The sequence below is a fragment of the Trichocoleus sp. DQ-A3 genome, assembly GCF_039961975.1.
In the GTDB taxonomy this organism is placed as follows: Bacteria; Cyanobacteriota; Cyanobacteriia; order Cyanobacteriales; family FACHB-T130; genus FACHB-T130.
Window position 1 is genome coordinate 135,336 of sequence record NZ_JAMPKC010000005.1, and the last position, 24,752, is coordinate 160,087.

General features: G+C 45.0%; 20 protein-coding genes. 7 read left to right on the plus strand and 13 right to left on the minus strand.

Going from position 1 to position 24,752, the window contains the following annotated elements:
- The first annotated feature begins 95 nt into the window (after window positions 1-95).
- Window positions 96-275 carry a hypothetical protein gene (locus tag NDI44_RS11525; protein WP_190414923.1) on the plus strand — a complete coding sequence of 60 codons (180 nt, stop codon included), beginning with the start codon at window positions 96-98 and terminating at the stop codon, window positions 273-275.
- Between the two features lie 34 nt (window positions 276-309).
- On the opposite strand, the gene NDI44_RS11530 is transcribed toward NDI44_RS11525, so the two are convergent.
- The 8 genes from NDI44_RS11530 to NDI44_RS11565 form a co-directional block, all read right to left on the minus strand.
- The gene (locus NDI44_RS11530; protein WP_190414924.1) at window positions 310-777 is read right to left on the minus strand and encodes a response regulator; all 468 of its coding nucleotides are present in this window, start codon (window positions 775-777) and stop codon (window positions 310-312) included.
- Between the two features lie 1,049 nt (window positions 778-1,826).
- The gene (locus NDI44_RS11535) at window positions 1,827-2,480 is read right to left on the minus strand and encodes a PEP-CTERM sorting domain-containing protein (protein WP_190414925.1); all 654 of its coding nucleotides are present in this window, start codon (window positions 2,478-2,480) and stop codon (window positions 1,827-1,829) included.
- 365 nt (window positions 2,481-2,845) lie between these two features.
- Window positions 2,846-3,733 (minus strand): NF038130 family PEP-CTERM protein, encoded by an 888-nt coding sequence (locus tag NDI44_RS11540; RefSeq protein ID WP_190414926.1) that lies wholly within the window; start codon window positions 3,731-3,733, stop codon window positions 2,846-2,848.
- A 754-nt stretch (window positions 3,734-4,487) separates the two neighbouring features.
- Window positions 4,488-5,657 carry an LL-diaminopimelate aminotransferase gene (locus tag NDI44_RS11545; protein ID WP_190414927.1) on the minus strand — a complete coding sequence of 390 codons (1,170 nt, stop codon included), beginning with the start codon at window positions 5,655-5,657 and terminating at the stop codon, window positions 4,488-4,490.
- A 105-nt stretch (window positions 5,658-5,762) separates the two neighbouring features.
- Complete coding sequence (locus tag NDI44_RS11550) at window positions 5,763-6,086, minus strand: thioredoxin family protein (protein ID WP_190414928.1); 324 nt, start codon at window positions 6,084-6,086, stop codon at window positions 5,763-5,765.
- Between the two features lie 533 nt (window positions 6,087-6,619).
- Entirely contained in the window at window positions 6,620-7,390 is a 771-nt protein-coding gene (locus NDI44_RS11555; protein ID WP_190414929.1) for a PspA/IM30 family protein, read from the minus strand.
- 246 nt (window positions 7,391-7,636) lie between these two features.
- On the minus strand, window positions 7,637-8,392 hold the full coding sequence (locus NDI44_RS11560) for a PspA/IM30 family protein (RefSeq protein ID WP_190414930.1): 756 nt from the start codon (window positions 8,390-8,392) through the stop codon (window positions 7,637-7,639).
- Window positions 8,393-8,553: 161 nt separating this feature from the next.
- On the minus strand, window positions 8,554-9,936 hold the full coding sequence (locus NDI44_RS11565) for an SPOR domain-containing protein (protein WP_190414931.1): 1,383 nt from the start codon (window positions 9,934-9,936) through the stop codon (window positions 8,554-8,556).
- Between the two features lie 158 nt (window positions 9,937-10,094).
- Here NDI44_RS11565 and NDI44_RS11570 point away from each other — a divergent pair, with 158 nt between their 5' ends.
- The gene (locus tag NDI44_RS11570; RefSeq protein WP_190414932.1) at window positions 10,095-10,664 is read left to right on the plus strand and encodes a DciA family protein; all 570 of its coding nucleotides are present in this window, start codon (window positions 10,095-10,097) and stop codon (window positions 10,662-10,664) included.
- Window positions 10,665-11,448: 784 nt separating this feature from the next.
- Complete coding sequence (locus NDI44_RS11575) at window positions 11,449-11,766, plus strand: hypothetical protein (protein ID WP_190414933.1); 318 nt, start codon at window positions 11,449-11,451, stop codon at window positions 11,764-11,766.
- Window positions 11,767-11,975: 209 nt separating this feature from the next.
- Here NDI44_RS11575 and menB read toward each other — a convergent pair whose 3' ends face one another.
- The gene (gene menB, locus NDI44_RS11580; protein WP_190414934.1) at window positions 11,976-12,809 is read right to left on the minus strand and encodes a 1,4-dihydroxy-2-naphthoyl-CoA synthase; all 834 of its coding nucleotides are present in this window, start codon (window positions 12,807-12,809) and stop codon (window positions 11,976-11,978) included.
- 154 nt (window positions 12,810-12,963) lie between these two features.
- Here menB and NDI44_RS11585 point away from each other — a divergent pair, with 154 nt between their 5' ends.
- Window positions 12,964-15,105, plus strand: coding sequence for a P-loop NTPase fold protein (locus NDI44_RS11585; protein ID WP_190414935.1), 2,142 nt, complete (start codon window positions 12,964-12,966; stop codon window positions 15,103-15,105).
- A 74-nt stretch (window positions 15,106-15,179) separates the two neighbouring features.
- Here the strand turns inward: NDI44_RS11585 and menD are convergent, their stop codons facing one another.
- A complete protein-coding gene (gene menD, locus NDI44_RS11590) occupies window positions 15,180-16,937 on the minus strand; it encodes a 2-succinyl-5-enolpyruvyl-6-hydroxy-3-cyclohexene-1-carboxylic-acid synthase (protein WP_190414936.1) in 1,758 nt (585 codons plus the stop codon).
- Window positions 16,938-17,033: 96 nt separating this feature from the next.
- A complete protein-coding gene (locus tag NDI44_RS11595) occupies window positions 17,034-18,473 on the minus strand; it encodes an isochorismate synthase (RefSeq protein WP_190414937.1) in 1,440 nt (479 codons plus the stop codon).
- A gap of 649 nt (window positions 18,474-19,122) precedes the next feature.
- Here NDI44_RS11595 and menA point away from each other — a divergent pair.
- On the plus strand, window positions 19,123-20,052 hold the full coding sequence (gene menA / locus NDI44_RS11600; protein ID WP_190414938.1) for a 2-carboxy-1,4-naphthoquinone phytyltransferase: 930 nt from the start codon (window positions 19,123-19,125) through the stop codon (window positions 20,050-20,052).
- A gap of 26 nt (window positions 20,053-20,078) precedes the next feature.
- Here menA and NDI44_RS11605 read toward each other — a convergent pair whose 3' ends face one another.
- A complete protein-coding gene (locus NDI44_RS11605) occupies window positions 20,079-21,221 on the minus strand; it encodes a hypothetical protein (RefSeq protein ID WP_190414939.1) in 1,143 nt (380 codons plus the stop codon).
- A 461-nt stretch (window positions 21,222-21,682) separates the two neighbouring features.
- Here NDI44_RS11605 and NDI44_RS11610 point away from each other — a divergent pair, with 461 nt between their 5' ends.
- Together NDI44_RS11610 and NDI44_RS11615 are read left to right on the plus strand one after the other, a co-directional pair.
- Window positions 21,683-22,774: an o-succinylbenzoate synthase gene (locus NDI44_RS11610; RefSeq protein WP_190414940.1), complete on the plus strand. Its 1,092-nt coding sequence runs from the start codon at window positions 21,683-21,685 to the stop codon at window positions 22,772-22,774.
- A complete protein-coding gene (locus NDI44_RS11615; protein WP_190414941.1) occupies window positions 22,774-24,153 on the plus strand; it encodes a 2-succinylbenzoate--CoA ligase in 1,380 nt (459 codons plus the stop codon). Before NDI44_RS11610 ends, NDI44_RS11615 begins: the two co-directional genes overlap by 1 nt.
- Window positions 24,154-24,283: 130 nt before the next feature.
- Here NDI44_RS11615 and NDI44_RS11620 read toward each other — a convergent pair whose 3' ends face one another.
- On the minus strand, window positions 24,284-24,697 hold the full coding sequence (locus NDI44_RS11620; protein ID WP_190414942.1) for a thioesterase family protein: 414 nt from the start codon (window positions 24,695-24,697) through the stop codon (window positions 24,284-24,286).
- Window positions 24,698-24,752: the final 55 nt, after the last annotated feature.

Consider the following 24,752-nt stretch of genomic DNA (forward strand, 5'->3'; position numbering starts at 1 on the left):
AACGAATAATGCTAATCTTTCAGCTTTTAAGTTGAAATTGGTTTTAAAATGCTGCTACAACATTTTTTGCTAACTACCTCCCTCTGGTTAAAATTATGAAATTGGAAGAGTTTGAGAATCAATATCGGAACGCTATGGATGACACGCTCAACCAACTCCAGACAGTGATCTTGTTATTGGCACAAGTAGAAGCTCAGGTTAGGGGAATAAGTTCTTCTGTGCAAAATCTAAGCCTCACCGTGGAAAAATACATTAACGAAAATAAAAGTGAATAACGATTGATTTAATTGCCAGAAATTCACGAAGTCGTTAATGAATTTCTTCTGCAATAGCTTGTCTCAAAGAAACTAGATTCACAGGTTTAACAAAGAACCGACGTGCCCCCAAACTAAGGGCACGCTCTTCATCTGCTTGAAAAGCATAGGCGGAAACGACAAACACGGGGATGTGGAGCCAGTCTGGCCTTTCTTGGATTTGCTGGAGTAGCGTATAGCCATCAATGTCTGGTAATTTTAAGTCTAGCAAAACTAAGTGCGGCTGAAACTCAGCCATCGTCTGAAAAAAATCAGCCCCCCCGGCTAGGGAGAAAACTTGGTATCCCAGATAACCAAGATAGTCATTTAGCAGCTGTCGATTCGTTTGGTTATCCTCAACGAGCAAAATTCGCTTAGGAGATGCTTCAGCACTGAAGTCGGAATTCGGGTTGAATTGTGAGCGTTTAGCCTCACCGCTCCCGTTAAATCGACCTGGGAAGATAGTTAAAAGTGATATAAGCATTAACCGAATCCATTGCACTCAGTGTAGCTATAACTTTATTAATAAGTTATCTGGTTAACAATAGATCAAAGTTGAATGACACTTAACTTTTGCCCTGAACTAAAGTACCCTTTAGCAATGCTCTTCGGGAACGGGCTAAGAGCTAAAGTCAGTTTTAACTGACCCAAAGACTGGGAGAGCAAAAGTTCGCAACCTGTTTTAACAGGTTGCGAGCTTTAAGGTGAGAGATTTATCGCAAGGCTCTTATATCAGTGCCATTCGAGTGAAGTTCAGGTTTAGGCGAACTTAAAAATCGACGTGCTGGGGTATTAGCAGGATACTTATCCTTTCAGTATGGCTTAGTGTATCTCTGGCTAAAGGAATTTCTAGTGTCTGAAAGAGTTTCAGCAGCGTTGCAATGTATGGCACTCCCAGCAAAGTCGGAATGAATTCAGATAGGCGAGTACTCTGGCAAGACAATTATGATGATTTGTTCCAGAGGTCATTAATGGCGTCTCTAGGGTCAACAAACTCTTTAGATTAAGCGGGGCATAGTACAAGACGAGTGACTCCTGAAAAGCATCTTTTCATCCCTCAGTTGTTCAAACTAGACTCCTCAACAAGTTAGCTGTTTCGTTCCCACAATGCTCCAGAAGCTCCAAGAGCAAGGATTCTAGGGACACTGCCTTCGGGTGCATCTCGTTTTTAAAAACATTATTTATCATTGAGCACCCTACTCTAATCCCCGTGAATCAGAATTCTTCCTTGTCTTGGCTCCGAAAAGCGGGGAGATTAAAGAGGGTACGGGGAGCGTGAATCTTGCCTTGCTCCGTGAACGGGGGATTGAGGGGGTTCTTCCATCACAGAAGTATCTGTTTGAAGCAATTGGTGAAACGGTATCACCTGGAAAAATGCCTAAAAGAAGCGAAGGAAAAATAGAATTTCTTTCTCACTGTTTACGGTAAGGGATGAGGTGGCATTCCGGATTGCAACAACGCTTAAATTGCAACAAAAAAAGGGAGCAGATAGCTCCCTACTTTTTTAGGCTAAGACTGTGGAAGGTGCAAAATTTATGCTGCTTTTTGCAACTTGCGCTTAGCAGCAAAGAAACCACCCAAACCAATTAAACCTAACAATGCGGAAGGTTCGGGTACGTCAAGGGGTGTTGCCGTCTGGGAAACCTTGAAATTCACAGAGGCCTGAACAGGTATAAATCCCAGAACAGTACCCGCTCCAGAACCTTCACCAGAAATATTACACGTACCGCTCAGACACACTTTAATCTTATCGAAATCATAGTCTTTGACAGTCAAGATATTGGTAATCTTGTTGTAGGAGAAATTAAACGTAGAAAGAATATCGGTTGGACTATAACTTAAACCCTTGAAGATGGAGCCAAAACCGCTAAAAGAATTGATAGAAACAGAATTACTGAGGTAATTACCAAAATAATCTCCTAAATAACTGAAAGGATGATCGATGGTTAATTCTGAATCTCCTTCATCTTTCAGCCTACCGCTGAGATTATCGATAATGTAGCTCTTGTCTACATCCACGGTGAAAGGTATTTCTGCGCCAAGCAAGAGCTTAAAAGTGCCAATGACATCCCCAACGTAATCGACTTTTGTCAATTGGGCTGCCTCGACAGGAGCCATACCAATTGTGCCCAAAGTGACAACTGCTGCTCCCGCAGTAGCGATTGATAACTTTACATTTCCTAACATCTTGGTGTCTCCATCAGTTCTCTGATTGTGCTTTCGTACAGCCACCGCAACCGGACTATCAGGCGTGTTATCGGTTTTGCGCTTCAGGTGGTACTGGACTTCTTGGCACCCTCAGTATGTCTGTCTATTTTTTACTAGAACTGTCATAATTTAGTGGTATTTACGGGGAAGTTGGTGAAGTTACCGTAAATTTACTGTGATGTTTGTATAAAAAAAATCGGCCCGCCTCTTTCTTGTCACCCCGTCAAGCTCTATCACCATGATACGAAAGCACTTTAATTTCTAGGGTGGGTATTACCTACCGGAAACCAGAAAAAAACCCGATTTCTTCAAAAAACCGGGTTTTTAATCAAATAGATAATTTATTAAGCAGTTTTGTTGGCTTTGCGCTTGCTAGCAGCAACCATTCCACCCACAGCCATCAAACCAAGCATGGTAGAGGGTTCTGGCACAGATGCGGGAGGAATTACGCCTTTAAGTGAAACTTCGTAGTTACCACTGTGAGATGAACCATCTGCACCTTTTCCAGCGCTGTTAGTCAAACCACTGTTGGTAGCCGAAAAGCTGTAAAGGTACTGACTTTGACCATCGATGGTAGCTTTTACTACTTCGCTAGCTTGGAATCCATTTTTTACCTGAGATGCAAAGAAGGCGAATTCTGGTTTAGCTTGATAGTATGCTTTCAAATCATAGTGACCAGCAAGTCCGATATTGATGTCGGTGCCACTAGCGGTAACGTAGGAAATGTTCGGGTCACTGCTGCGCTGAAAACCACGAATATTATAGAAAGCTTGAAAAGCCAAAGCTCCGAGACCATTTCCAACGTAGTTTGCTTTACCAGCATTGGTTAAGAAGGCATTAAACCATGTATTTGCAAAGTTGTTTTGCCCGTAACTGGTGTTTAAACCTGCACCAAACCAGTCAGTTGCTGTTAGGCTGCTGAGGGTGAGGTTTTTGCCTGCAACTGTCCCTGTAACGCTAGTTACAGCGTTAGATGCCATAAACTGTGCATTAGTCTTAGTTTCGCTGCTGGCAAATAATTCAATGTTGCCACCTGGTGCGCTGCTGTTACCACCTAGAATGCTATCTAAGTTAGCGTTGGGGTTGATGTAGGTACTGCTACCTTGAACATCGTAGAGCAGGTAGTCAGAACCCGATATGCTGAAGGCGGATGCTGGGGCCGTAGCGATCGCACTGAAGCTTGCGGCCAACACTGAAGCGCTGAGCAAAATTTTCTTGATAGTACCTGTCATTTTGTGTGTCTCCACAAGTTTTCTGTCTAGATGAGTTTTGCTGGATAACGCGCACAGTATCTAGGGCGCGGTCAGTTTTAGATCGGGGTTAACAGTTCTAAATAAGTAGGGACAACAATCAGTCGCCCGTCTTCTTAGCCTTGTCTTTGTTATTTGCTTGTCTCCATTTAATATAGTCAAATAACCAGTCTCACTCGGTAAACTTTTGATGATTTCTAGTAAAGTTTGAGTAAAGATTGAAGGCAAAAAACAATTTTATGTTCCCGTATACTGACCGTAAAAATACACAGTAATAGTAGACATAAACCTAAGACTAGGAAGACTATCCAAAATATAAATTCTGTCAAGAGTAGTTTCCATGAGAGTCTTAAGCTATTTCAGCATTTAACTTGCTTTAGGGGCATTGCCAGTCTTGAGTTGTTACAGAGGCGATCGGATCTCGCATCTATACGTTAGTTGCCACCGCTTTCTCATAGGGCTGAATGCTGACGACAAAGCATCTATTTGAATCTAGGCTGCAATAACTGCTTAAAAACTTACTGCTTTTAGCTGGATTTTGTACTTCCAGTTGTTTCTCATTTCAAGAAACTGACGGAGATTTCAATGAACTAACCGTAAATTTACGGTTATGTCGTTCGCAAAAAAATTGCTTCGCTCTCTTTTAGAGGCGAAGCTAATCAGCTGTTGTGCTTTTAATTTGACTAGGCGCAAGTCTTGTACTTGCAGATGTTTTAGGTAGCGATCGCTGTCATTTTCACTTAGACATTACCGGGGACATCTTTTCAACCGCCATTTCTAATACTTCTGGATCGTGTACCAGCGCAAATCGTACATATCCTTCTCCAGATTTACCAAAACCGGCACCGGGCGAGGCAGCAACGCCAGTGGTTTCTACCAAATGGGTACAAAAGTTGATGGAGTCCTGTGCCCACGGTTCTGGTAATTTAGCCCAAACATACATGGTGGCAGATGGGGTAGGAACCTCCCAGCCAATTCTGTGAAGCGCTTTGACAAAGGCATCCCGGCGTTGGCGGAAGGTTTCAACTGCCGCCTTAACACCCTCTTGAGAGCCACTTAGGGCAGCGATCGCTCCATTCAAAATTCCTTGGTATTGGTTGAAATCAACTGCTGCTTTTACCTGACGCAAGGCACGGATCAGACTCGCATTCCCAATCGCGTAGCCGATGCGAAAGCCGCCCATGTTGTAAGACTTAGATAAAGTAAAAAACTCAATCGAGACGCTTTTTTCGGGGTCGGCTTGTAAGATTGAGGGAACGGCTACGTCTTCAAACACCAGATCGGCGTAGGGAAAATCGTGAACCAGCACTAGATTATGACGCTGGCAAAAATCAACCGCTGTCCGGAAAAAAGATAAGGGCGCGATCGCGGTTGTGGGGTTGTGAGGATAGCTCAGTACCATCATCCGTGACTGAGCCAAAACCGGCAAGGGAATCTCCTCAAACACTGGCAAAAACCCATTTTCCGCCCGTAGTGGCATTGGGTAAATTTGACCACCAGCTAGGTAAACTCCCCCAGCATGAGATGGATAACCAGGGTCAAGCAGTAAGGCAAAATCCCCTGGATTCAGCACTGCTAAAGGTAAATGAGCGGTGCCTTCCTGGGAACCAATCAGGGTTAGCACCTCGGTTTCCGGGTCAACCGGAATCCCGTATTTCTGGGTGTACCAGCGAGCGGCAGCTTGACGAAAAGCTTGAGTGCCGTGAAACAGCAAATAGCCGTGGGTTTTGGGGTCAGATAAAGATTGGGCGATCGCGTCGATAACCCGATCTGACGCCGGTAAATCCGAGGAACCCAGCGATAGATCGATGATATTTTGTCCCGCCGTCCTGGCTTTTGCCTTAGCCCGATCCATATCGGCAAACACATTGGTTTGCAGGGGTTGTAAACGCTTGGCGAACTGCATATTTAGTCTTTAGTCCTTAGTCTTTAGTCCTTAGTCCTTAGTCTGTTGTCCGGTGTTTTTTGTCTCTCACCGAGCGATAACCAATGACTAATGACTACTGACTGTTTACAGGTGAGTTTCCAGGATACTCATTAATTTCTGCTTCCCAATCGCTCCCTCATAAGATTCAATCACCTCACTGTCCTTAAACAGCCTGAGAGCTGGAAGACCTTCTACTTTGTACTTTGCCACAGATTCGGGATTGGGGTCGCTTTCCATTTTCACGACCTTGAGGCGATCGCCATAAGTTTCCGCAGCGGCTTGTACGACTGGCGATACGAGGCGGCAAGGGCCGCACCAAGACGCCCAGAAATACACTAATACTGGCTGAGTGGCTTTCAGGACTTCTGTTTCAAAATCTGCATCATTAATTGAGATTGTGCTGCTCATGTCACCCCCGATTGACATTTATATTATTGCTTTACCTACTCAACACAGTATTCAAAACCGTTGCCAGTGGGCAGGAAAGCAATCAAGGTTTACGCCTTACTGATTGTAATACAGTACCTCAGACGGTTCGTTGGGAATGTGGTTTATTCAGGGAATTTGAGATGAGATTTAATCGGCACAAAAGCTTTATTCAGAGCTGCAATCCGGACAATTGTATGCGTATTTTCTTATTTCAAGTAGTTTGAAGTTTATTTTTAAGCGAAATTATGTCTAATTACTAACAACTTATTCAAGCGTTTGTCAAAATTAAATAACCGACCTAGGCACGCTCGAAGGCTTACCAATAAGCTTTAGCTTACTTTAACTTTCAACCGGAAATTTATTTTCAGGCTACGAGCGTCAGTGCCATTCTACGTCAGTGAATTAGAGCAAGATAGACCCTCTTGCATCCCATCGCCAACGAGTATCAGATGGATGCAGAGCGGTCTATCACAGCTTTGATTCGTAGATAAGTTATCGAAAAGTGCAGGAGCCTACAGGTTATCCAATTGCTTTTTCAGGTCTTCTAATTCGTTGTCAACTGCCGAATTAGATTTAGAGGAAGTGGTTGGGTTAGCTGCCGGTAGTTGCGCTTGGGTGGTGGAAGAACCAGTCAACTGCGCTTTCATTGCTGCCAATTCGTCATCAACGTCGCTGCCGGATTCTAATCGGGCAAATTGGTTTTCTAAATCATTGCCAGTTAGCTCGGCTGCCGCTGTAGAACGAGCTTCCAATTCCAAAACTTTTTCCTCCATCCGCTCAAAAGCTGCCATCGAGTTGTTGGTATTCAGCCGTCCTACTGCGCCTTGCAACTGCTCCTGAGCCTTGGCAGCTTGTGCCCGTGCCTTGAGCATATCTTTCTTGGTCTTGGCTTCGGAAATTTTACTTTCCACGGCAATCAAGTTGCGCTTGAGGGTGTCCACCTGAGTGGTTTGCTGATCCAAGCTAGCTTTTAGGGTAGCGGCAGTTTCGGCATTTGTCTTCTTGCGTATCAGCGCTTCTTTAGCGAGATTCTCATCGCCTTTTTGCAAAGCCAACTGGGCGCGTTGTTGCCAGTTGTTCGCTTCAGTTTGGGCTTGGTTGTATTGTTGCTGAGTCCGTTTTTGGCTGGCAATGGATCTGGCAACTGCTTGACGCAACTGCACCAGGTCTTCCTGCATATCGATGATGGACTGCTCCAGAATTTTTTCTGGGTCTTCAGCCTTGCTGACCACATCGTTAAGATTGGCTCGGACGACTCGGCTAATGCGATCGAATAATCCCATGACGCTGTTTATCCTCTTGGCGTTGTACTAATGTAGGTATTTCCAAGGCTCTGAGAGTAGCCTTGAGCAAGTTCAATTTAGGAGGTCAGGTTTTCCATCGGTGCAGTAGTCGGCAATTGTGCCAAACACCATTTCTAGTCTAGGGCGCTAGGCAAGAGTGACTTGGGCAACCTTCAGGAATCTTTAAAGACCCAACGCTTTTCTTCCTAGTCTAGAAACTTCTAGTCCAAAGCGGTAGTTTCCAGATCAAGAACTTTCCAGTTGGGAGCGAATTTTTTGTAATTCTGCATCTTGGCTAGGGTCAAGTGCCTGCTGACTAGACGGCAGTTGCGGTGCTTCCGTGCCTTGGCTGAGCTGAGCTTTCATGGTAGCTAATTCGGTATCAATATCCCCGGCATCTTCCAGGGAGAGAAATTTCTTTTGCAGGTCATCGCTTCCCAGTTCAGCGATCGCTTCTGACTGCGCTTCTAGTTGCAAGACTTTCTCTTCCATGCGCTCGAAGGCGGTCAGGGAACTGGCAGTGTTAACACCACCTAACATCTCGTTAATTTTCGCAGATGCTTGAGCCGAACGAGCGCGAACGATGTACATATCTTTTTTCGTCTTGGCTTCCGAGATTTTGCTCTCTAGCGATCGCATATCTTGCTTGAGCCTACCGACGACTTGATTTTGTTGCTCGATCTGCGCTTGCATTGCCTCTGCGGTTTCCTGATAGGATTTGCGCTTGGTGAGGGCTTGGCGGGCTAAGTTTTCATCACCTTTTTGCAGTGCCAGTTGGGCGCGGTTGTACCATTCTTGGGAGGTAGACTGCGCTTGGTTGCATTGTCGCTCAGTACGTTTTTGGGTAGCGATCGCTTGAGCCACCGCCTGCCGCAGTTGAATCAAATTCTCCTGCATTTCCATGACCGTTTCTTCCAGGATTTTTTCTGGATCTTCCGCTTGTCCAATCAGACTGTTGATGTTGGCTCGAATTACTCGCAAGATGCGGTCGATCAATCCCATGTCAGTTCTCCATTCACAACGCACGGGTTCAGTGGAGCGCGGTCACTCGATCGCGAACACGGCAGCGAACCCCCAAAAGCAGTCGCCCTCTTAGGGCATCGCAGTCCCAGTAGTAACGTTAACAGAATGCTAGGTTACTTTCCAACTCAACCACCTCCAGCTTAAGGCTGATCGACCGCCGCAGAAATCCCCTGTGTCTGAAGCTCTTTTACCAATGTTTGAGCCTGAGATTCTTTCTTGAACGCACCGAGATAAATTTGGGTGCCTTCTGGTGATAAATAGGCATCGGGAACAACCTTTCGCGCCTGTTGCAAGGAGCTTTCGCCATTGTATTTTACAAACACATAATAGAAGCCCTCTGGATTCGGCGCAGGAGTTGCCGCAGTCGGGGAGGGTTTCACACTCGGTTGTATACTCGGTTGTCCAGAGGCGCGGCGTTGTGGCAATCCTGGGAGAGGGCTAGCGGGTGTAAGGGGCACTGTTGCGGCTGGCGGCAGCCCTGGAAGCGGCACCGAGCCAGATTGCCCAGATGAGGAGTTTGCGAGGGCAGGTGAACTGGGTAGCGGGGAAATTGTTGGCACCGCTACTTGAGTTTTGGGTAAGCCTGCCACATTGGATCTTGAAGCTGGACTGGAAGATGGCAAAGTGCTTAAGGTATCCAAATTTACGTCCACAAACTCGTCAGTCGCCAGGTTTGGGCCACTTGGCGCAGCTCCAGATGCTGGGGCATTGGTGGTTGGACTTGTTGCCGTTGGACTTGTTGCCGTTGAAGTTGTTGCCGTTGGATTTTGAGCAACGGTGGGCGTGCCTGACTCCTGGAAGCGATCTAAACCTAGAAAACTGAGGCTGCCTGGATTCGTCACTAAATAGCCCAAGGTGGCAGTTGAAAATAGCAACAACAACAAGGAACCAACTCCTAGGGGAGTCAGCAGGCTATCCAGAAAACTGCGTTCTGAGCGACGAGGCGCTGACGCCTCTTCTTCCACCAAACTTCGCAGAAGTTGTTCGGAAGATTCCAGATAGTCATTGGGAGGGACGTGCGTTGAAGTTGGATTGACAAACCCCGGTGGAGCTGCTGCTGGTTCTGGATGCCAAGCTGGTTCCTGGGGTGGCGTGGCGAAGGTCGCTAGTTCCGCTCCAGGAGCCGATAAGTCAAAAGATGGCGCGGGTGCGGGCGGTGTATACCCTGTTTCATTCTGGATCGTTGTCTCAACTCCCTTGCCTTCCAGATTTGCTGCCTGTGGTGGGCTGGCGGGTGGCGGAGGCGGTGGCGGTGGGGCGGCGGGCGGCTTTGCTGGGGTGGGTGATTGATTCCTGCCTCCCGTAGCACTCACGGAAATTAAGTCGATAGGTTTGTTGCGAACCCGATCGTGATTCATGCGGGGGGCAGGCGACGCCCCACGTCCCCCTCGTTCGCGTCGGTATCGAGATAATTCTTCTTCTAACTGCACGTCGAGACTGCCCAGAGCTGCCTGCAAGGCTGGATTGATGGACTGGGCGGGGGAGGGGCGAGTAGAAGACTCAACCGAATGACCTTGACTCATAGCTTTAGCTACTGACGAATCTTGGAGAGCTGACGGATCTCTTTATTACACGTTGTTTTCTGCTTGAAGGCAACCGTAACCCGAATCTGCTGTCTTGGTTTTGAGTACGATCGAGCAAGAGGATCGATCGTTCTGCCATTTAGCTGGGGATTTGTTGGATGTCTTTTAAATCTCTTCATCATATCTTAGGGGCTATCGAAAATCAGGCGGCGTGGCAGGCTAGCCAAGAATTTCAGCGGTTACTCAAGTGTTGGCCTTCGGTGGTGGGAGTGGCGGTGCAGGCTCAAACGCGACCGATTTCCATATCGAGGGGCGTTTTGTCGGTTGCTACATCCAGTGCTGCTTGGGCACAAACGCTGACTTTTGAGCGTCAGCGAATCCTGCAAAAGTTGAATGCCCATCTAGGTAGCAATTTGGTTGATATTCGCTTTTCGACGGCTCAGTGGCAGAAGAAGCCTGGTTCTAATCGTTCCTGGTATGCACAGGAACAATCGGTGGCATGGAAAGAGCATCCCAGTCGAGTTGTTGAGGGGACATCTTCACCGTCGTTGAACCAGAAGGCACAACTGAAAGAACCCCACCAAGCTTTTCAACATTGGGCGGAGGGTGTGCGGGAGCGATCGCAACATTCACCGCTTTGTCCCCAGTGCCAGTGTCCCACCCCTCCAGGAGAACTCCAGCGCTGGGCTGTGTGTGCCCTGTGTGCTGTCAGGCAATGGAAAGGCTAGCTTTCAGTAGATTCGGTGCCATTAAGCCGAAACAGGGATTGCTACTAGGTTGCGGGCAACGCTTACTTTCTCTGGCGGCACCCCTCAAACCCCACAAATCATCTGCATCACTTGAATTTATTTAGGTCTATCTGCTTAGTTCCTAATTCAAACCGGAATGTGAAGTTGCTTTGTATCCTATGTTACAGATGCTAGTTTCCTCTCCGTTACATCTTGTAACTTGGACGCCTGCGTAGCCTTCTGTACAAAAGTCTTCTCAGGCGAAGCTTGTATGCCACTAATGCCCTGAATTTATGGCATCAATACTATTTCCCGATTGCTTCGCCCGTATGCTGACATCCTTACTTCCTAAGTAGTTACAGGGAATGTAATGATTTTAATTGCTTACTAAGGCTGACTCAAAGAATTTTAGAGGCAAAAATCTCAATTTAGTCGAGCAATGCAAAGTTTGTCATTTAAATCAAGAGATAAACGACTGAATAAATGAGCTAAATTTAGTCTTTTCTGAAACGGATACGCCTAAGGTTTGTCTTGATCCCCATAGGGTTTTGTTAAAAAATGGTATTGTTCATGAGATTACTTACTATAGATAGATGTGTCCGTTTTTAATGTTTCATGTGTCTGTCTATTACACAAAGCTAAAGAAAATCTAAATCAGTATTTGTACTTGGGGATCGCTAGAACATAGACGGGGAATATAGATTACAACATTCCAAACTCTACAACCGTTAATAGAGAATTTTAATATAAAGCATAGATAAAAATTCTCCTAAAGAGGACTCCCATGAAGACCTTAAATACTGTAACTTCTGCCTGCCGGTATTGTCAGTATTACAAGCCCGAAGGGCGTCGTGGGGGTCTTTGTCAGCAACTCGGCGTGCCCGTTCGAGGCGGCTGGGGAGCCTGTTCTTTAGCACTTCCGGCATTTGCGCCGTCTTGGGAACGTCTCGAAGTAATGATGCGCTGGCAGGATGAAACCCTGAAAACACCGGAGGCGCTCTCAATCAAATGTTCGCTGAACTCTTCTCAAGAATCTACCTCGCTTAACGAGAATGTCTCTACTGCCCAACAGTCAGTAGAAGAAGAGGCGCTGCTCGTATGAATAAAATAAAGAATAGTAAGCTCACCTTGCAGTTTGTCAAGGCAACTTGCTTCAACTCTTAAAAAAATAAAGATTTGCTTTAGAATCGCACCTTATTCAAGTCAAGGTGCGATTTTTGATTTAAGAGCCTTGTAGGATACTTTTTTACAAAAGATGACTCTTTAAACCCGTTTTTTTTTCAGAAAACGGGTTTTTCCATTTGCGAACGACTAAGGCAGCCAAGGATATTGACGGAAATCGGGTGGACGTTTTTCCAAAAATGCCTGCTTGCCTTCGGCTCCTTCCTCAGTCATGTAATAAAGCAAGGTGGCATTACCGGCAAGTTCTTGCAAACCAGCTTGTCCATCGCAATCGGCGTTGAAAGCAGCTTTTAGACACCGGATGGCAATCGGGCTTTTTTCTAAAATTTCATTAGCCCACTGGATGCCTTCTTGTTCCAGCTGTTCTACAGGCACGACGCAATTCACTAAGCCCATTTCTAGTGCTTGCTGTGCGCTGTACTGGCGGCAGAGAAACCAAATTTCTCGCGCCTTTTTTTGCCCAACAATTCGGGCAAGATAGCTGGCACCAAATCCACCATCGAAGCTGCCGACTTTAGGGCCAGTTTGCCCAAAAACAGCATTATCTGCGGCGATGGTGAGGTCGCAAATCAGGTGCAGGACGTGTCCGCCACCGATGGCATAACCTGCCACAAGCGCAATGACGACTTTGGGCATGGAACGAATTAGGCGTTGCAAGTCTAGGACATTTAGGCGGGGGATGCCTTCATCGTCTACATACCCAGCTTGTCCCCGCACACTTTGATCGCCACCAGAACAGAAGGCGTATTTGCCATCGGTGTGAGGACCAGCGCCAGTAAATAATACGACGCCAATGCTAGTATCTTCGCGAGCATCGCAGAAGGCGTTGTAAAGTTCAAAGACGGTTTTGGGGCGGAAAGCGTTGCGTTTGTGCGGGCGATTAATCGTGATTTTGGCGATACCGTCGCCTTTGTGATAGAGGATGTCTTCGTAGGTTTTGGCGGTTTGCCAGTTGATTTGCATAGAGAGTTGTGAAGTATTTCGAGTTGTGCAGTATTTCGGCTTGAGAATTTTAACCCAGTGTTTGAAATTACGGTGACTAGGTAGAACCTCAAGAGAGAGGAGGCTTGAGCGATCGCTGTGTCATCATGACGACAGGGCTAAGAAAAGGCATTTTATGGGACAGACTGAGAAGAATTCCGAAGTCGAATCTGAGAATTTTAATGCTTTATCGTCAGATAACGCTTTAACCAATCCGAAAGCAGATCGATTAGGATATGCAACCTTTGCAAGATATCTAGCAGACAGTATTTGCAAAATGAGCTTTCCGGAAGGCTTCGTGATTGCAGTCTACGGTTCCTGGGGTTCTGGCAAATCGACGCTGTTGAATTTTTTAGTTCACTATCTAAAGGAAAAACCAGAGAACGAGCAACCAATTATCGTACCCTTTAATCCCTGGTTGTTTTCCGGGCACGAAGATATCACAAGGCGCTTCATTGACCAATTACAGGCTGTTTTGAGTGAATTCAAATCTGTACCGAAAGGCTTAAAAGATCGACTAGCCGATTTCGGTAAACTGTTTTCTGAAATTCCTATTCCTTACGCTCCCGCGGGTAAGGTAGTAGAAAAAATATTTGACGATAAGCAAAAGGATACTTCCGACTTAAAAGAAGAAGTCGAAAACACACTGCTAAAGCAGCATCCGCGAATCGTGGTAACAATTGACGATATTGACAGGCTTGCCACTGACGAAATTAGACAGTTGTTTCGCGTTGTCAAAGCCATTCCAAATTTTACAAATGTTGTCTATGTCCTAGTCTGCGATAAAGAAATTGCCCTCAAAGCACTTGCAGACACGCAGGGGACAACTGGAGAAGCCTATCTTGATAAACTTGTTCAAGTTCCTTTTGAGTTACCAATTCCAAATAAAAATCTACTCCGCAGGCTACTTTTTGAAAAACTGAATTTCGTACTTGCTGACACCCCTACACAGCTATTAGATAGAAATTATTGGGGAAATATTTACTATCAAGGGATTGACCACTTTATTACCAACACTCGCGATATCACTCGTTTGATAAACACCTTAAGCATGACGTACCCGGCAGTTCAAGGTGAAGTAAACTCAGTGGATTTCATCGCTGTTGAGTCGCTGCGAGTCTTTTGCCCAACGATATATGACATCATTCGCAAAAATCCTAAAGCTTTTGCAGGAGACACGGATACCAAAGGTTTTGTAAGTGCTACAGCAGACGAACTAAAATCTCTTTACAATTCTTGGATTGCTCAGCTTCAAGATGAGGATAAAGAGCCAGTTAAACGGTTGCTATTGATCCTCTTTCCTAAGTTATCAGCGATTTGGGGTAATAATACCCAATACGTTGCACAACAAGAGTTAACATGGCGCAGACAACTGCGCGTATGCAGCTTAGAAGTATTTCCAGTCTACTTCCGTCTGGCGTTACCAGAAGGTGAATTATCGAATACCGAGATGAAAGCCATCCTGGCTTTGGCAGGCGATGCGAAGGCATTTGGAGAAACTCTTGTAGAACTCGCTAATCAAAAACGTCCTGAGGGTACGACCCAAGTTCGGATATTTTTGGAACAACTTGAGGATTACACTGAAAAAGAAATTCCTTTAAATAGCATTCCTTCAATTGTGCAAGCTTTATTGGATGTGGGCGATCGCCTTTTGCGTCCTGAAGACGAACCGTGCGGAATGTTTGATTTTGGAAATGATATCAGAATCGAGCGCATCATCTCACATCTGTTGCGTCGTCTTGAGGAACCAGCACGGTTTGAGGTGTTGAAACAGGCGATGTCAGATGGTAAGGCAATTTTAACAATTGTGGACAAAGTAGTCGTCCTAGGTCAACAACACGGTAAGTTTGGAGCTAGTGAATCAAATCTAGAAGAAGAAAGACTTATCAGCGCACAGCACCTTGATGAACTTGAAGAAATTGCCTTAAATAAGGTGCAAGATGCCGTGCAGCAAAACGCCCTATTACAAACGCCAGGTTTAGCACATATCCTGTATTATTGGCGGGAGCAAACAAGCAAGGATGAAGTCAAACAGTGGGTTAAAGAGGCGATTAAAAACGACGAAGGGCTAGTTGATTTCTTTGAGAAGTTTTTTGAAAAAGCATTTAGAAAATCTGAGTCTAATATGGGTCAAACCACCGGCTACGGGCTTGAGCCGAATTTACTTGAACCCTACGTTGACGTATCTTTAGCGATTAACCGGCTTAGGAGCCTTCTTGAAAAGGATTGTTTAACAGAAGAACAGAAAAATGCGATCGCGCAATTTATTGAAGAATAGGACAGGAGTCAGCAGGAGAAAGATTCTGACGATCCATTAGCATGAAAGGCTGAATGATTCACCAGAGTTAACGTTCACAGGATATCTGCTGCAAATTTTCCTAAATTCTCTTTCCGCCATTTGGCATCTACCTTGCGATTGGTTGGCAACTCTAAAACCTGGAGTCCCTGCGATGGCAATGGGTTTAATCGTTGCTTCAGGTGTTCCCAGGATGTAATCACTTCATGCTCTACATTGTAAGTAGCACAAAGCTGAGCAAAATTTATATCCTGTGGTGTGGCAAAAAATTCTTCAAAGGGTGGGTTAAATTTGGAAATCGGCAACATTTCAAAGATGCCGCCGCCATTGTTGTTAATTAAAATTATGGTCAAATGCCCTATAAATTTACTTCTCAGTAAAAAGCCGTTAGTATCGTGCAATAAAGCTAAGTCACCTGTCAGCATCACAGTGCTTTGATTGCGATGTGCAATGCCTAAAGTAGTCGATAAGGTGCCATCAATGCCATTCGCGCCTCGATTAAAAAAGGGCTGAATCCCGGAATTGTTGGGTGCCCAGAAAAACTCTACATCTCGCACCGGCATACTATTAGAAATAAACAGAGGAGTGCCCGGTGGTAGCGTCTTGGAAAGTAACCAAGCGGCTTTTCCTTCAAAAAGTGTGTCCATTGTTGCCATCGTTTGGTCGATGGCTTTCCTGACCTTTGATTCGGCTTCACACCAACTGCTGAGATAAGACGCGATCGCTTGCGTCTCTACAAGTTCATTTGGGTAGGTTTGAAATAGGTGTTCTATGGAGATTCGCAGGTGGGTTGTATTGCCGTGCAAGGGATCTAAATTGTGGTGGCTGGGGTCAATTACCCATCGGCGCGGTTGAGTTTTATCTAGCCAGTTTCGCAGTTCTTTACTGGTAGGTAATTCACCGATTTGAATTACCATTTCTGGTGTCAGTTTTTGCGCTAACTGCTGATTACGCAGGATTAAGTCATAGGTAGAAATTAGATAAGGGTTCAGTTGACTATAGTTCCTTAATGGAGATAGCGCCTCAGCCAATACAGGCCATTTTAAAGATTTGGAGAGGTGCGCGATCGCGATCGCATACTCTTCCGGTATTTTCGGTTGTGCAGTCCCAGCGATAATAATTCCTCTGTCACATTGCCGCCACTCCTGTATGGGGTTGAAAGTAGTAGGTTGCAGGTTGAAAGTTGCTCCTAATGGCTGACAATTTGCAAAGAAATCTTCATCTAGTAGAGACGCACCATTTTGCATCTCTACAGCACCGTCGGGAATTGGGGCGAGGGGGTCGCGGAAGGGGATGTTAAGATGAACGGAGCCTGGAGTCGGAAAGAGCGTTCTTTCCCACGCATACATCACTGTCTGCCGCAGATAACCCAGCATTCCCATCTCTAGAGAAGGCAACGCTAACTCAGCTTGCCAGTTGGGATAATTGCCAAATAATTTCACCTGATCGATCGTCTGTCCAGAATGACAATCTCGCAATTCTGGGGGGCGATCGGCGGTTAAAACTAAAAGCGGAATTCGACTTTCCCTAGCTTCAATTACGGCTGGGTAGAAATTTGCCCCGGCAGTTCCAGACGTGCAAACTAACGCCACCGGCAATCCAGATTTTTTCGCAATTCCTAATGCCAAAAATGCAGCGGATCGTTCGTCTAAAACAGGAATGGCTTCTATCTCATCAGTTTGAGCGAAAGCAACAGTCAGGGGTGTTGAACGAGAACCTGGACAAATAACGGCTGTGGTTAATCCTAGTCGTTTTAATGTCTCGGTTAGGATGGAAGCCCAGAGGGAGTTGGTGTTACGAAAATCAACAGGCATTTAAAAGAAGAATGAACCGCAAAGACGCTCTAACAAAGCCATGCGCGTTAGCGCTATAGGACGCAAAGGAAGGAAGAGAGAAGAGAGAGGTTCCGGCTAGACTAAGGCTTTTAGAAGTGCCTGGAGTTTAAGTTGAATTTCTGCTAATTCTTTGTCTGGATCGGAACCAGCAACGATACCGGCACCGGCGTAGAGTCTGGCACGACAGCCATCTATGAGTGCTGAGCGAATTCCCACAACAAATTCACTGTTTCCTTGGCAATCTACCCAACCGAGAGGCGCGGCATATAATGACCTATTGAAGGTTTCATAGCGGCAAATTTCTTTCTGGGCACTCTCGCTAGGGACACCAGCAACTGCTGGTGTCGGATGGAGTTCAGCCAGGATTTCTAAGGGATGAACTCCTGCTGGTACTTTCGCCTGAATGGGTGTCCATAAATGCTGAATATTTAAGAGTTTCAATAGCTGCGGTTGGGATAAGATTTGCGGGTTTAAACCTAGCTTGGAAAGGCGATCGCGAATAAAATCAATCACTACTCGATGTTCGCGTCTTTCTTTTTCACTGGTTAGTAACCGATTTGCTAATTCGGCATCTTCACTTGCTATTTTTCCTCTGGGTGCTGAACCTGCCAGAGCATCTGTTACTAATTCATGGTCATGAATACTAATTAAACGTTCGGGACTTGCACCAATAAAATTCTGTCCCTTACCGTTACTGGTGGAAAAAATATTGCAATCAGGATGGCGAGTTCGTAAATGATTGACTGAAGGAATTAACTGGAAAGGAATTGGGGAGATAACATCAAGGGCGTGAGCCAAAACAATTTTACGGATTTTTTCTGCCTGAATTGATGATAAAGCCTTAACCACCGATGATTTAAAATGGTTTACATCTGCAACATCGTGTTTCTTAAATAGTTTTCTGGCATCAATTGCAATATCGAGAAAAGATGCACTATGAAACCTTTCTAACCCAGTAACTCTAATTGCCTGAAATGTACGCCATAAGCTTTCAGTTAAATCTTGAATATTTATCTCTGAATCAATCAGAATATTTGCGACTACTACCGAAGTCTGATTTTTTAGAGAGATTTGCCATCGGGGTAAAAATACTGTGGCGGAAGGAAAAAGAGAATCCGCTCCTAGATTTTCATTAAAAAATGTAAAAGCGCAGAAAAAATGAGCGCCCGAAAAAGGCAAATTAAGTTCGCCAATACTCGTGGTATTGGCAAAGCAAGATTGAATAAACTCCTGGGATTTGTCAAACCGATTGGGGCTTTCTAGTGTTAGCGCTGCTGCGGTGTCGATAGCAGCGATCGCTTCTCCTTGTACTGGTTTTTCAAAGTAAAAGTGTAATTGATCGGGTCTAGCGATCGCCTGAAGGACAACCAACGGATCGACTGCTGGGATTTCTTGAGAAATACTGAGGATTTGTGTCTGTTTTTTTTGTACAGCAGTCTGCTTAAAGGCTAAAAGAAATTGATGCAGTTCGTGAGTGTCTTGAAAAAGATTTTTAAGATAGGGTGTGACTAGCATGGAAGGGAGGATAGGTTGGCAATTTGATATGAATACAACTGATTAGCGGTGGCTCCTGGTTTCTTGTTTAGTAATCGAACAAACCTATCCTAAGAGCCAATAGAATAATAGCAGTCCGTTGACAACTGGTCGTATCTGCCAGCCTTTCCCTCTTTTCTAAAAGTAAGGCGTGCTTACTAATAACCTTGTTGAAATTCTTAACAATTTCCCAAAAATATTTTTTGGGAAATAAGGCTAAGCCTATGTATTGGTTTCTCTGTAGTATTTCTAGTCTACAATTTTCGCCTGCTTTTAAGATTGTCGTCATGCTTTCAATGATTCCTTAACTTAAATTTCAGGATGATTACCGCAAGGGCATCTTCATTGATTAGATTTTAAAAACTCTTAAGCATTGTATCTAAATCTACACTGTTTAGATAAAATGTGTGATTTGACAGAGCTGAATATGCGGGAGGTCATAACGAGTAGCTAGTTTTGAAAGAACCCGCTTAAGATTTGACATAGGTTAGTCTTACATAGGTCAAGACACGACTGAAAACCTCTGTCACCCTACTAAAGGGCTTGTAACAAAGTCTGTAGCAAATATCCTATCACGGCTTTAGAGTTGTAAAATCTGGTAGCTGCTTGGTAATAGCATAAATTGAAACTAATGGATACAAAATTGATTAATCATCCCAACAGTGGAGGGGCAAACATCAGCGACTCTGGGCTTTGGATGGCAGCGATTAAGCCGCCCATGTACAGCGTTGCTATTATTCCAATTTGGGTGGGAACAGCTGTTGCTTTTGCCGAAACTCAAGTGCTTCATGGAGCAATATTTTCTACATTTTTAATGTCAGCAATTTTGATTATTGCATGGCTGAATCTCAGCAATGATGTGTTCGATTCGGAGACGGGTATTGATAAGAACAAAGCCCACTCTCTAGTTAACTTAACAGGTAACAAATCTTTAATTTTTTGGTTGGCAAATCTATTTTTAGGGGTTGGTGTACTGGGAATCTTCGCGATCGCATGGTGGCAACAAGACCTCACAGTCATCGGATTGGTACTCCTGAGCTGTGCGTTGGGCTACAGCTATCAGGGACCTCCCTTTCGCTTAGGCTACCAGGGTTTGGGGGAAATTATCTGCTTTATTTGCTTTGGTCCCCTAGCAGTGGCGGCGGCTTATTATAGTCAAACCGGCACATGGTCGATGACCAGCCTTGCAGTGTCTATTATTGTAGGGATTGCCACGAGTTTAATTTTGTTTTGCTCCCATTTTCACCAGGTTGCGGACGATTTGGCAGCCGGGAAGCGATCGCCCATCGTCCGCCTAGGCACTCAGAGAGGATCGCAATTATTGTCTTGGTTTAGCGGCAGTATTTATGCGCTGACTGGGTTGTTTGTCGTTTTGCAAATTTTCCCCGTTTGGACGTTGCTAACCTTTGCAAGTTTGCCCTTCGCCATCAAATTATGCCGCCACGTCCACCAGTATCACGCTCAACCTGCAAACGTCAGCAACTGTAAATTCATCGCAGTATCCCTACATTTTTGGAGTGGACTGTTGTTGGGATTGGGGTTTGTACTGCCGCTAGGCTAATTGAAACCAATTAGCCTCTCAAAATTCTATTGGATGTGCCGCAAGCGACGCCGCTGGGTCAACATCAAACCGCCGATACCTAATAGGCCCAGCGTCATCATCGGTTCAGGAACCGACTCGACTGGTTCCGACGTAACCGTTGCGTTGTATCGGATTCGTCCGTACAGTGGAGGCATGAATCCTTCACAATTCTGTTGAAAAATAGCGTCGAAACGCTCAACATTCCCGCTAGAGCCATAGGCAGCATCCAGTACGATAAACTGTCCAGTAAGCGTATTACATCCTCTCCCATCCCCGCTGACGCTAAGACCAGGATGGGTAGGGGATTGAAAAGGGAAACGGTATGCACCTCCATAATTGCCAGTAACTAGTGGCATATCCTTAGGAGCAGCAAAATCGAGGTACCACCAGATGGGGTTCTCCCAATTACTTCTGCCAAAATTATTCGCAGAAAAGCTCACGCTATTGTCAGTGTTCCGAAATACTTCAAAATTTACATCCGCAGGGGTAAAGATTTGTTCAAGACCAAGCCCAATGTAATCCCCAGGCTGACTCCAAAAATAGAGGCCAGTCGAAAATTCCTCAATTTTGTTTGAGAATTCTAACAATTTCTTAAGGTCGATTTCACTAATCTGGTTTGCTTGTTTAATTTCATCAACACTAGCTTTAGCATCAGCTTTGTTATATCGAACTTGTCCGAGAAGTGGAGGCATGAATTCTTCACAACTTTGTTCAAAGTCAGCATCGAAACGCTCCACTTCCCCGCCAGTTCCATAAGCAAGTTCTAGTACTTTAAAGCTTCCTGTAAGTGTATTGCATCCTCTACCATCCCCGCTAACGCTAAGACCAGGTTCATTAGGTAAATTAAAAGGATAACGGGTTGCGCCTTCATAAGTTCCGAGAACCAATGTCTCACCTTCAGGAGCCATAAAATCTAGATTCCACCAGGTATCCCCATTAAAATTTAAGCTCACTCCATTGCCGTTGCTAGATGCTGTAATGTATCCATCAAGGGGGGTAAAGGTTTGTGCGATACCTCCTCCAATATAGTCACCTGGTTGACTGTTGAACTGGATGAAAGTAGCGGCGCTGACTGATGGGGCTGCAATTCCTAAGCCAGTTAGAAAGCTGATCGTAGCCGCTAGGGGCATAAGTTGTCTTTTTGGCATATCGAATCTCTCTGTGTAGTATGAATAAACGTAGAAATTGTGTTTTAAAAAAGCAATTTTTTCAGGGTAGGAATACCCTGAACAGCAATGACGAGAACTCAGGTATCAGTTGAGGTTTACTGATTTATGAAGATGACTTAATGGAGATTACTTAAAATCTATGAATTTTCCGCTCTCAGGGAGCCATTTGTCAGGAAATTATGGCATACCATATTCAAGGATGGCTAGTACTTCTACGGAGCCTTTATCAAATTTTTATCAGGAAAATAAATTTTTAAGATGGTATCAGTGCTTCTAGAGCCAGCACCCCATGCTTTCCTGGAGTTTGACTCTATTTCAATGACTGCAAGGTTTTGTCAAGTTTGTGTAAAGTTGCTGAGCTGGTTCAACTGGCTGCCGCTAGGAGTTTTTGTTGAAATTTATTTCGTGGAGTCCGATAGGTTGGGGCTTGGGCAGTAACCATGCAATATCGGTTTGAGTTTCGTCCTTACCGGCGGAGGTTTGTGCGATCGCTCTCTACCAGTCACGGCAACTGGGACATTCGAGAGGGCATCCTCCTCCGCCTCACTGATGAGAACGGGCAAGTCGGCTGGGGCGAAATCGCCCCCCTGAGCTGGTTTGGTTCCGAAACCTTAGAGCAAGCGCTGTCATTTTGTCGCCAGCTGCCGGAGGAAATTACCGATGAAACGATTTTCTCCATCCCATCTGCCCTTCCCGCCTGTCAATTTGGCTTCGAGTCCGCTTGGGAAGATACCTGCCGAGTACAGTCGCGGCTATACGAATCAAACCTGCCGGAGTTTAGCCTTGAGCAAAGCGAAGGGCAAATTTCAAATCTATTTGTAGAGATGCGAAATTTTGCGTCTGTGCAGTCCGCGAAGGCGGACTTCGTTTGTGTAGCCGCGAATTCATTCGCTAAATCTATTTGCTACAGCGGCTTATTACCTGCTGGCGAAGCTGCCTTAAGCCAATGGCAGACGCTGTGGAACCAGGGATATCGCACCTTCAAATGGAAAATTGGCGTTTATCCAATTGCCGACGAACTAAAAATTTTCCAACGACTGACCCAAACACTGCCAGCATCGGCAAAGCTGCGACTAGATGCGAATGGGGGACTCAGTTACGAGGAAGCAAACCTGTGGCTGTGGACTTGCGACAATGTTAAGGCGGAGGAATTACCTGTAGAAATTGAATTTCTTGAACAACCGCTGTCTGTGACTCAATTTCAGGAGATGGCGGAATTAAGTATGTGCTACGCCACTGCGATCGCCTTAGATGAATCCGTGGCTACAATTGACCAGATGGCAGCTGCGTCCCGTGAAGGTTGGCGGGGGATTTTTGTCATTAAGCCCTGCATCGCCGGTTCTCCATCCCGTTTGCGCCAATTTTGCCAACAACATGAAATTGATGCCGTCTTCTCCTCCGTCTTTGAAACCGCTATTGGTAGGCAGGCAGCATTAAAGCTAGCAGCAGAATTATCCCGTCACAATCGAGCAGTCGGTTTTGGCATCAACCACTGGTTTGACGAAGATGAAGAAATCAGATTTAAGAATTGATGGAATCGCCACTAGACTATCTTAAAGAACGTGCTAATGATGACTGGCTGATTGGTTACGACAGCCGCAAATTTATTAATATTGCCGAGCAAGTATTTAATCAATTAACCCTGCTTGCAAACTCTGAAAATAAACCAAAAATATTACTAGCAGAGCGAGAACCAATACAATTTCTTGCCAGCTTCATTGCTGCCAGTGCCGCCGGTTGTCCAGTTTTCCTTTGTAATCCCAACTGGGTTAAACACGAATGGCAACAAGTTTTTGACTTAGTCCAACCAGACCTAATTTGGGGAGCTTGCCCTTATCGTTTAACCTTCCCATCTTGTAGAGACAAAAATCGCGTCTCTGCAACTAGCAACAACTGGATTATGATTCCCACCGGAGGTTCATCAGGGCAGATTCGATTTGCCATCCACACCTGGAAAACCTTAATGGCATCCGTACAAGGTTTTAGACAGTATTTTCAAATAAATCAAGTAAATTCTTTTTGTGTATTGCCCCTGTATCATGTCAGCGGTTTGATGCAATTTATGCGTTCCTTCACCTCTGAAGGAAGATTAGTAATTGTGCCATTTAAACAATTAGAATCTAGTGAAAAGTGCGAGATTGATCCATCTGAATTTTTTCTATCCTTAGTACCCACTCAACTGCAACGTCTCCTCCACAATCCAGATTTAACCGCTTGGTTATCCCGCTTTCAGACAGTGCTTTTGGGAGGTGCCCCTGCGTGGATAGAACTTCTGGAAGAGGCGAGATGCCACAGCATCCGCTTAGCACCCACTTATGGCATGACAGAAACCGCCTCACAAATTGCCACCCTCAAACCAGAATCTTTTCTCAACGGTACTAACAATTGCGGTCAGATTCTCCCCCATGCCAAAGTAACAATTTGTAGTTCTAGCAGCGAGATATTAGAAATTAATCAAGTAGGAAATGTTACAATTAAATCTGGTTCTTTGGCACTTGGTTACTATCCAGAAAAATTTCCTAATCAACAACATTTCCAAGTAGATGATTTAGGCTTTATTGACGAACAGGGTAATTTAAATATTATCGGTCGTAGCAGTAACAAAATCATCACGGGTGGCGAAAACGTCTTCCCCTCTGAAGTAGAAGCTGCAATTCGAGCTACAGGTTTAGTTGCTGATGTCTGCGTAATTGGTTTACCTGACTCTCACTGGGGACAAATCGTAACAGCCGTTTATGTTCCCAGTAAATCAGACATTTCTACTTATACTCTAAAAATAGAAATTGAAGATAAATTGAGCAAATTTAAACGCCCTAAATATTGGGTACCAGTAGAAACATTACCAAGAAACGCTCAGGGAAAAGTGAACCGCGAACAGCTAAAAAAAATTGCTTATAATAGGGTATTTTAGTAACAGCATAACGAAGTCTAACGAACTCTATAAACTCTCTCTTCTACTCTCTCTTTGCGTCCTTTACGTCTAAAGCGCTAACGCGCATCCCTCTCGCGCATCCGCGCCGCTACGCGAACGCTAATGCGGTTTATTCCTCTTCTTCCTTCAATTGCTGGAGCCATCGAATCATCTCCACCGGAATTTCTTTTCTACTTCTAGTAGCTGCATCGATGCAAACGTGCCGAGTAATTGCTTGTGCGACTACCCGATTCTCTGCAATAAATTGGTAATTAACTTCAAATTTTTCAGATGAAAGATGTTGAGGAATTAACTGAATAACTACTTTGTCACCGCAATACATCGGACTGAAAAAATCAACGCTGGCATGAACAATAGGAATCGCAACATTCGGGTTGCTGAAAAACAACTTGAGATTGATATCCAAAGCCGCTAGGGATTCTTCATAAGCTTCGTGACACATCGCCAAGACATTAGCAAAGTAGACAACACCGGCGGCGTCGGTATCCTGAAAACGAATCGTTCGGGTATAAGTAAATGACATTTATAGATAGATGCGATCGCTTCGCCTTAAACTTTGTTTTACGCTTCTTCTAGCC

What these genes read in the sequence shown, in the direction of transcription:
- menB (WP_190414934.1), bottom strand. Translation starts at nt 12,809, where the DNA reads ATGCAAATCAACTGGCAAACCGCCAAAACCTACGAAGACATCCTCTAT.
- NDI44_RS11595 (WP_190414937.1), bottom strand. Translation starts at nt 18,473, where the DNA reads ATGCTAGTCACACCCTATCTTAAAAATCTTTTTCAAGACACTCACGAA.
- NDI44_RS11570 (WP_190414932.1), top strand. Translation starts at nt 10,095, where the DNA reads ATGTCTTTTAAATCTCTTCATCATATCTTAGGGGCTATCGAAAATCAG.
- NDI44_RS11585 (WP_190414935.1), top strand. Translation starts at nt 12,964, where the DNA reads ATGGGACAGACTGAGAAGAATTCCGAAGTCGAATCTGAGAATTTTAAT.
- NDI44_RS11620 (WP_190414942.1), bottom strand. Translation starts at nt 24,697, where the DNA reads ATGTCATTTACTTATACCCGAACGATTCGTTTTCAGGATACCGACGCC.
- NDI44_RS11530 (WP_190414924.1), bottom strand. Translation starts at nt 777, where the DNA reads ATGCTTATATCACTTTTAACTATCTTCCCAGGTCGATTTAACGGGAGC.
- NDI44_RS11560 (WP_190414930.1), bottom strand. Translation starts at nt 8,392, where the DNA reads ATGGGATTGATCGACCGCATCTTGCGAGTAATTCGAGCCAACATCAAC.
- NDI44_RS11575 (WP_190414933.1), top strand. Translation starts at nt 11,449, where the DNA reads ATGAAGACCTTAAATACTGTAACTTCTGCCTGCCGGTATTGTCAGTAT.
- NDI44_RS11540 (WP_190414926.1), bottom strand. Translation starts at nt 3,733, where the DNA reads ATGACAGGTACTATCAAGAAAATTTTGCTCAGCGCTTCAGTGTTGGCC.
- NDI44_RS11610 (WP_190414940.1), top strand. Translation starts at nt 21,683, where the DNA reads ATGCAATATCGGTTTGAGTTTCGTCCTTACCGGCGGAGGTTTGTGCGA.
- NDI44_RS11525 (WP_190414923.1), top strand. Translation starts at nt 96, where the DNA reads ATGAAATTGGAAGAGTTTGAGAATCAATATCGGAACGCTATGGATGAC.
- menD (WP_190414936.1), bottom strand. Translation starts at nt 16,937, where the DNA reads ATGCCTGTTGATTTTCGTAACACCAACTCCCTCTGGGCTTCCATCCTA.
- NDI44_RS11615 (WP_190414941.1), top strand. Translation starts at nt 22,774, where the DNA reads ATGGAATCGCCACTAGACTATCTTAAAGAACGTGCTAATGATGACTGG.
- NDI44_RS11565 (WP_190414931.1), bottom strand. Translation starts at nt 9,936, where the DNA reads ATGAGTCAAGGTCATTCGGTTGAGTCTTCTACTCGCCCCTCCCCCGCC.
- NDI44_RS11605 (WP_190414939.1), bottom strand. Translation starts at nt 21,221, where the DNA reads ATGCCAAAAAGACAACTTATGCCCCTAGCGGCTACGATCAGCTTTCTA.
- NDI44_RS11550 (WP_190414928.1), bottom strand. Translation starts at nt 6,086, where the DNA reads ATGAGCAGCACAATCTCAATTAATGATGCAGATTTTGAAACAGAAGTC.
- menA (WP_190414938.1), top strand. Translation starts at nt 19,123, where the DNA reads ATGGATACAAAATTGATTAATCATCCCAACAGTGGAGGGGCAAACATC.
- NDI44_RS11555 (WP_190414929.1), bottom strand. Translation starts at nt 7,390, where the DNA reads ATGGGATTATTCGATCGCATTAGCCGAGTCGTCCGAGCCAATCTTAAC.
- NDI44_RS11545 (WP_190414927.1), bottom strand. Translation starts at nt 5,657, where the DNA reads ATGCAGTTCGCCAAGCGTTTACAACCCCTGCAAACCAATGTGTTTGCC.
- NDI44_RS11535 (WP_190414925.1), bottom strand. Translation starts at nt 2,480, where the DNA reads ATGTTAGGAAATGTAAAGTTATCAATCGCTACTGCGGGAGCAGCAGTT.